The 6,196-nt window shown below is 65.1% G+C and carries 3 protein-coding genes; 2 read left to right on the forward strand and 1 reads right to left on the reverse strand.

The window, feature by feature from the left end:
• Positions 1 to 50 precede the first annotated feature (50 nt).
• Positions 51 to 1,022, reverse strand: coding sequence for a TRAP transporter substrate-binding protein (locus MJ956_RS03010; protein WP_253962997.1), 972 nt, complete (start codon positions 1,020 to 1,022; stop codon positions 51 to 53).
• Between the two features lie 104 nt (positions 1,023 to 1,126).
• On the opposite strand from MJ956_RS03010, the gene MJ956_RS03015 reads away from it, so the two are divergent.
• Both MJ956_RS03015 and MJ956_RS03020 read left to right on the forward strand, forming a co-directional pair.
• On the forward strand, positions 1,127 to 4,951 hold the full coding sequence (locus tag MJ956_RS03015) for a hydantoinase B/oxoprolinase family protein (protein ID WP_253962998.1): 3,825 nt from the start codon (positions 1,127 to 1,129) through the stop codon (positions 4,949 to 4,951).
• A gap of 224 nt (positions 4,952 to 5,175) precedes the next feature.
• Positions 5,176 to 6,196: cache domain-containing protein (locus MJ956_RS03020; RefSeq protein WP_253962999.1), on the forward strand; the 1,021-nt coding region annotated here is incomplete at its 3' end.

Consider the following 6,196-nt stretch of genomic DNA (forward strand, 5'->3'; position numbering starts at 1 on the left):
TGGGAAGGATCGGGCGGCCGTCCGTCGCGGCAGCCGCCCGGCTTGGCGGCTTACTGTCCGTAGGCCTTCAGCAGCTTTTCACCATCTTCGCCCGCGCTCTGTTTCCAGGCCTCGGTCATCTTTTCACCGATCTCCTTGAAGCCGCTGTTCAGCTCTTCGGACGGCTCGACCACGTTGATGCCGTTGTCCTTGAGCGTCTGCGTCGCGTTCTTGGTTTCTTCCTCGGACGCTTCCCAGCCGCGCGTTTCGGCCGCGGCCGCCGCCTCGGTGATCGCGGTCTGGGCTTCGGCCGGCAGCGCGTCGAAGGCGGCCTGGTTGACGATCACCATGTTGCGCGGCAGCCAGGCGTTGAGGACGTAGTAGTTCGACAGGAAGTCCCAGGCCTTGGAATCGACGCCGGTCGAGGGCGAGGTCATCATCGCCTCGACGCGCCCGGTGGAAAAGGCGGTCGGGATGTCCGAGGCCTCGATCTGGGTCGGCACCATGCCGGCGCCCTTGGCGATCTCCTCGGTCGACTTGTTGTAGGCGCGGAAGCTCTTGCCGCTGAGGTCGGCGATCGCGTTCACCTCGTCCTTGGTATAGAGGCCCTGCGGCGGCCACGGCACCGAGAACAGCAGCTTCAGGCCGTCCTTGGCCAGCGCTTCCTCCATCATCGGCTTCTGGGCGTCGTAGAGGCGCTTGGCGTCCTCGTAGCTCGTCGCCAGGAACGGCACGGAATCGGCGCCGTAGATGGCGTTCTCGTTTTCCAGCCGCGAAACCAGAACCACGCCGATCGGCACGATGCCGTCACGCACGGAGTTCTTGATGTCCGGGTGCTTGATCAGCGACTGGTTGGGGTGCAGCGTGATCGAGACCGCGTCGCCGGCCTTTTCGTTCACGTCGGCGACGAAGGCGGCGATGTTCTCTTCGTGGAAGTTCCCCTCGGCATAGGGGGTCGGCATGTCCCAGGCCGTCTGCGCCATGGCGGAGGCGGGCAGCGCCAGCGCGGCGGCGAAGAAAACGGCGTTTGGCAGGTGTTTCATCGGGGTCTCCTCATCCCAGTTGTCCGGTCGAAGACTTCCACGAAAATTGCGTTGCGTCAAACACACTGATAATATGCCGATAAATTATCGATATGGATGAAATCATGAGCGGAGTGCCGACAATGCAGGCAGCACCGGACGGCAAATGGGACTTCTGGATCGACCGTGGCGGCACCTTCACCGACATCATCGGCCGTGATCCGCAGGGCCGGCTGCACCCGAAGAAGCTCCTCTCCGACAATCCCGGAATCTATGATGATGCCGCGCTGGAAGGCATCCGCAATTTGCTCGGTCTCGACACCGGCGCGGTAATTTCGTCGAACCGGGTCGGCACCGTGCGCATGGGGACGACCGTCGCCACCAACGCGCTGCTCGAACGCAAGGGCGACCGCACGCTGCTGTTGATCACCGAGGGCTTTCGCGACGCGCTCAGGATCGCCTATCAGGCGCGGCCGGACATCTTCGCTAAGGAGATCATCCTGCCCGAACAGATCTACGAGCGGGTCGCGGAAGCGCCGGAGCGGGTGCTCGCCGACGGCACGGTGGAGCGCGATCTCGACGAGACGGCGGTGCGAGCGGCGCTCGACAGCGCGCGTGCCGACGGCATCGAGGCCGTTGCCATCGTCTTCATGCATTCCTGGCATTTTCCGGACCATGAGCGGCGCGCCAAGCAACTGGCCGAAGCGGCGGGCTTTTCGCAGATCTCGGTCAGCCACGAGGTTTCGCCGCTGGTCAAGATCGTCGGACGCGGCGACACCACGGTGGTCGACGCCTATCTGACGCCGATCCTGTCGCGCTACGTCTCCCGTGTCGCCAAGGCGCTCGGCGCCGATGCGGACGACGCGAGCGCGCCGTCGCTGCAATTCATGATGTCGTCGGGCGGGCTGACCGCGGCCGATCTCTTCCAGGGCAAGGACGCGATTCTTTCGGGTCCGGCCGGCGGTGTCGTCGGCATGGCCGAGACGGCGAAACTGTCCGGTCACGAGGCGGTCATCGGCTTTGATATGGGCGGCACCTCGACCGACGTCACCCACTATGCCGGCGCCTATGAGCGGGCGCTGGATTCGGAGGTCGCCGGGGTTCGCATCCGCGCGCCGATGATGCGCATCCACACGGTGGCGGCCGGCGGCGGCTCGATCCTGCATCTCGACCAGGGCCGCTTCCAGGTCGGGCCCGATTCGGCCGGCGCCAATCCCGGCCCCGCCGCCTATGGCAAGGGCGGGCCGCTCACCGTCACCGACGCCAATGTCATGGTCGGCAAACTCAAGCCGGAGTTGTTTCCGGCGGTGTTCGGCCCCGGCCAGGATCAACCGCTCGATGCCGGCATTGTCGCGGAGAAGTTTGAGGCGCTTGCCGCCGAAATCGGCGACGGGCGTGACACAAGGCAAGTGGCGGAAGGGTTCCTGACCATCGCGGTCGAGAACATGGCCAACGCCATCAAGAAGATCTCGGTGCAGCGCGGCTATGACGTCTCGCGCTATCTCTTGAATTCCTTTGGCGGCGCCGGTGGCCAGCACGCCTGTCTCGTCGCCGACGCGCTGGCGATGGAAAAGGTGCTGATCCATCCCATGTCCGGTCTGCTGTCGGCCTATGGCATCGGTCTGTCGTCGCTGTTTTCCTCCAGGAGCCGGGCGCTGGTGGCGCCGCTCGAAGCTGGCGCGAAGGCCGAGATCGACGGGCTCGCCGAGGAACTGTCGGCGCAGGTCGCGGCGGAGCTTGGCGCGCAGGGCGTTGCGCAAGACGCCATCGACCGCACCATCCTTCTGCAGCTTCGCTATGACGGCACCGACACGACGCTGCCCATCGCCTATGACGGCGATCTCGTCGCCGCTAGGAGCGGCTTCGAGGCGGCGCACAAGGCGCAGTTCGGCTTCGTCTACGACAACCGGCCGATCGTCGTCGAAAACGTCTCGGTCGAGGGCGCGGAGCATCGCGACGACACGGGAGACGGGGATGTCGGAACGGCCGAGCGCTACGATGCCGAACCCGGCGAGGTCGGCCGCTTCTTCACCGGCGGCGGCGAACGCGAGGCCGGTCTTTATCGCCGCGAGAATTTGAAGCCGGGGGCGCGGATCAAGGGGCCGGCGCTGATCGTCGAGCCGAACCAGACCATCGTGGTCGAGCCCGGCTGGTCGGCCGAGATCACCGCGCGCGACGACGTCATGTTGACCCGCGTCGAGAGGAAGCCGCGCCACGCCGCACTTGGAACGGGCGAGGCCGGCGAGGGGGCCGATCCGGTGCTGCTGGAGGTCTTCAACAACCTCTTCATGTCGATCGCCGAGCAGATGGGCGTGACGTTGCAGAACACCGCCTCCTCGGTCAACATCAAGGAGCGGCTCGACTTCTCCTGCGCGGTGTTCGACGCAACCGGCGCGCTGGTCGCCAACGCGCCGCACATGCCGGTGCATCTCGGCTCGATGGACCGCTCGGTCGAAACGATCATCGCCCAGAACGAGGGCGCGATCCGCCCCGGTGACGTCTTCGCCCTGAACGCGCCCTACAACGGCGGCACGCATCTGCCGGACATCACCGTGGTCACGCCGGTGTTTGAACAAGAGGCGTCGAGTGCCGAAGGCACGAGGGGGAACCAGAAAGACCAGGCGTCGAGCGCCGAAGACACGAAGGGGAGCGAGAAAAACCAGGCGTCGAGCGCCGAAGACACGCGGGGGAACGAGGAAAACCAGGCGTCGAGCGCGACAGGCGCGAGCGGGAAGCCGGGAAAAATCCTCTTCTATGTCGCCTCGCGCGGTCACCATGCCGATGTCGGCGGCATCGCGCCGGGCTCGATGACGCCGCGGGCAACCAGGGTCGACGAGGAAGGCGTCCTCATCGACAATCTGAAGCTGGTCGACGGCGGCGTCTTCCAGGAGGACGAACTCAGGCGAGTGCTGACCGACCACCCCTATCCGGCCCGCAACCCCGATCACAACGTTGCCGACCTGAAGGCGCAGATCGCCGCCAACGAGAAGGGGGTCGCGGAGCTGCGCAAGATGGTCGAGACCTTCGGCCTCGATACCGCGCGCGCTTACATGGGGTTCGTCCAGGACAACGCGGCGGAAGCCGTGCGCCAGATGATCGACGGGCTGGACGACTGCTCCTACGAATACCCGACCGATTCCGGTCAGGTGATCAAGGTGAGGATCAGCGTCGACAAGGCGGCGCGCGAGGCGACTGTCGATTTCACCGGTACGTCCGACATGATGGCCAACAATTTCAACGCGCCGGAGCCGGTGACGCGGGCGGCGGTGCTCTATGTCTTCCGGGTGATGGTCGAAAAGCCGATCCCGATGAACGCCGGTTGCCTGAGGCCGGTGAGGATCGTCGTGCCGGATGGCTCGATGCTCAAGCCCCGCTATCCCGCCGCCGTCGTCGCCGGCAATGTCGAGACCTCGCAGCACGTCACCAATGCCCTGTTCGGCGCGTTCGGGGCGCTGTCGAACTCGGAGGGCACGATGAACAATCTGACCTTCGGCGACGACCGCTATCAGTATTACGAGACGATCTGCTCAGGCTCGCCGGCCGGCCGGATGAATGACGGCCGCGGCTTCGACGGCACCGCCGGCGTCCATGTCCACATGACCAATTCCCGGTTGACCGACCCGGAAATTCTCGAAATGCGCTATCCGGTGGTGCTGGAGGATTTCCACATCCGCAAGGGCTCCGGCGGCACCGGAAAGAATTCGGGCGGCGACGGTACGCGTCGCACCATCCGCTTCCGCCAGACGATGGACTGCGCGATTCTTTCCTCGCACCGCACCCAGCCGCCCAAAGGTATCGCTGGCGGCGGCGACGGCGAGATGGGCCGCACCGCGGTGCGGCGCAACGGCGGCCGTATCGAGACTCTCGAAGGCTGCGATCAGACCGTGCTCGACGCCGGCGAGGCGGTGATCGTCACGACGCCGACGCCGGGTGGTTACGGGGCTGCGTGACCGGTGCGCGGGGGCGCGCGGAAATCCGTCGCCCAGCTTACCGAATATTGATCACGCGGAAGTGAAGTCTTAAGTTTTGGCGTTTTATGTTGCGGCTCCAAGCAGGGGATACTGGTTCAAAATCAACGAATTAGCGAATGATTCGCTTTGAGCTGCGAGCCGATCCCTGAATCGCCGCCCTCCGCATACGTCAGAATGCGCCTGCCCCCCCGAGGATCGAATTTATGCTCCGTAGGCTCTCTTTACCTGCCAAGGTCTCCGTCATGGTCGTCGCCTGCTTAGCCGTGCTGACGGTTCTGTTCGGCGTCGCCAACGTCATTGTCCTGCGCGAGGACGGCGCCAGACGGGCGGCGGAGCGCCAGGAAAGCAATATGCGGGTGGCATGGGAGGTTCTCGGCGCCTATGGCGACTCCTTCCGTCGGGAAGGCGACAGCTTTTACGTCGGCCAACAGCAGCTGAACGACTTCTCCGAATCGGTCGACAAGATCAAGGCGCTGGTCGGCGGCACGGCGACCGTGTTCATGGGCGACAAGCGGGTGACCACCAACGTCAAGAAGCCCGATGGCAGCCGCGCTGTTGGAACGGTGCTGGCGCGCGGTCCGGTCTATGACGCCCTCTTCGTGGATGGCCGGCCTTATCGTGGCCGGGCCGACATCCTCGGAACGCCGTTCTTCACGGCCTACGATCCGATCAAGGATGCCTCCGGCAAGACCATCGGGATTCTCTATGTCGGCATTCCCGAGGCGGAATTCTTCTCGTCCATCGATTCGCTGCAGTACAAGCTCGCGGCGATTTCGCTGGGGGCGGCGATCATCATCGGATTGTTCGTGTTGTGGATGTCGGGACGCTTGTTCGCGCCGCTGAAAGAACTGACCAGGACGATCGCCGCGGTCGCCGATGGACGCACCGATCTGACGGTTGTCGGGCTCGATCGCGAGGATGAGATCGGCCGGATGGCGACCTCGGTGGAACATCTGCGCCACGCCATGATCGAGCGCGAGCGTCTGGAGAGCGAGGCCGAAGCATCGCGGATCGACCAGGAACAGGCGAAGAACCGTCAGGCGGCGCTGGACAATGCCAAGGCCGAGGATCTGCGCGCCTTCGTCGGCGCCGTGGAGGTCGGTTTCGAGCGGCTGTCGGCGGGCGACCTGACGGTGCGCATGGCCGCGCCGGTGGCGGCCGAGTTCGAGCCGATCCGGGCGAAGTTCAACGATTCGGTGGCCAAGCTGGAAGACGCGATCGGCG

This window comes from Aurantimonas marianensis (assembly GCF_024195285.1).
Taxonomy (GTDB): domain Bacteria; phylum Pseudomonadota; class Alphaproteobacteria; order Rhizobiales; family Rhizobiaceae; genus Aurantimonas; species Aurantimonas marianensis.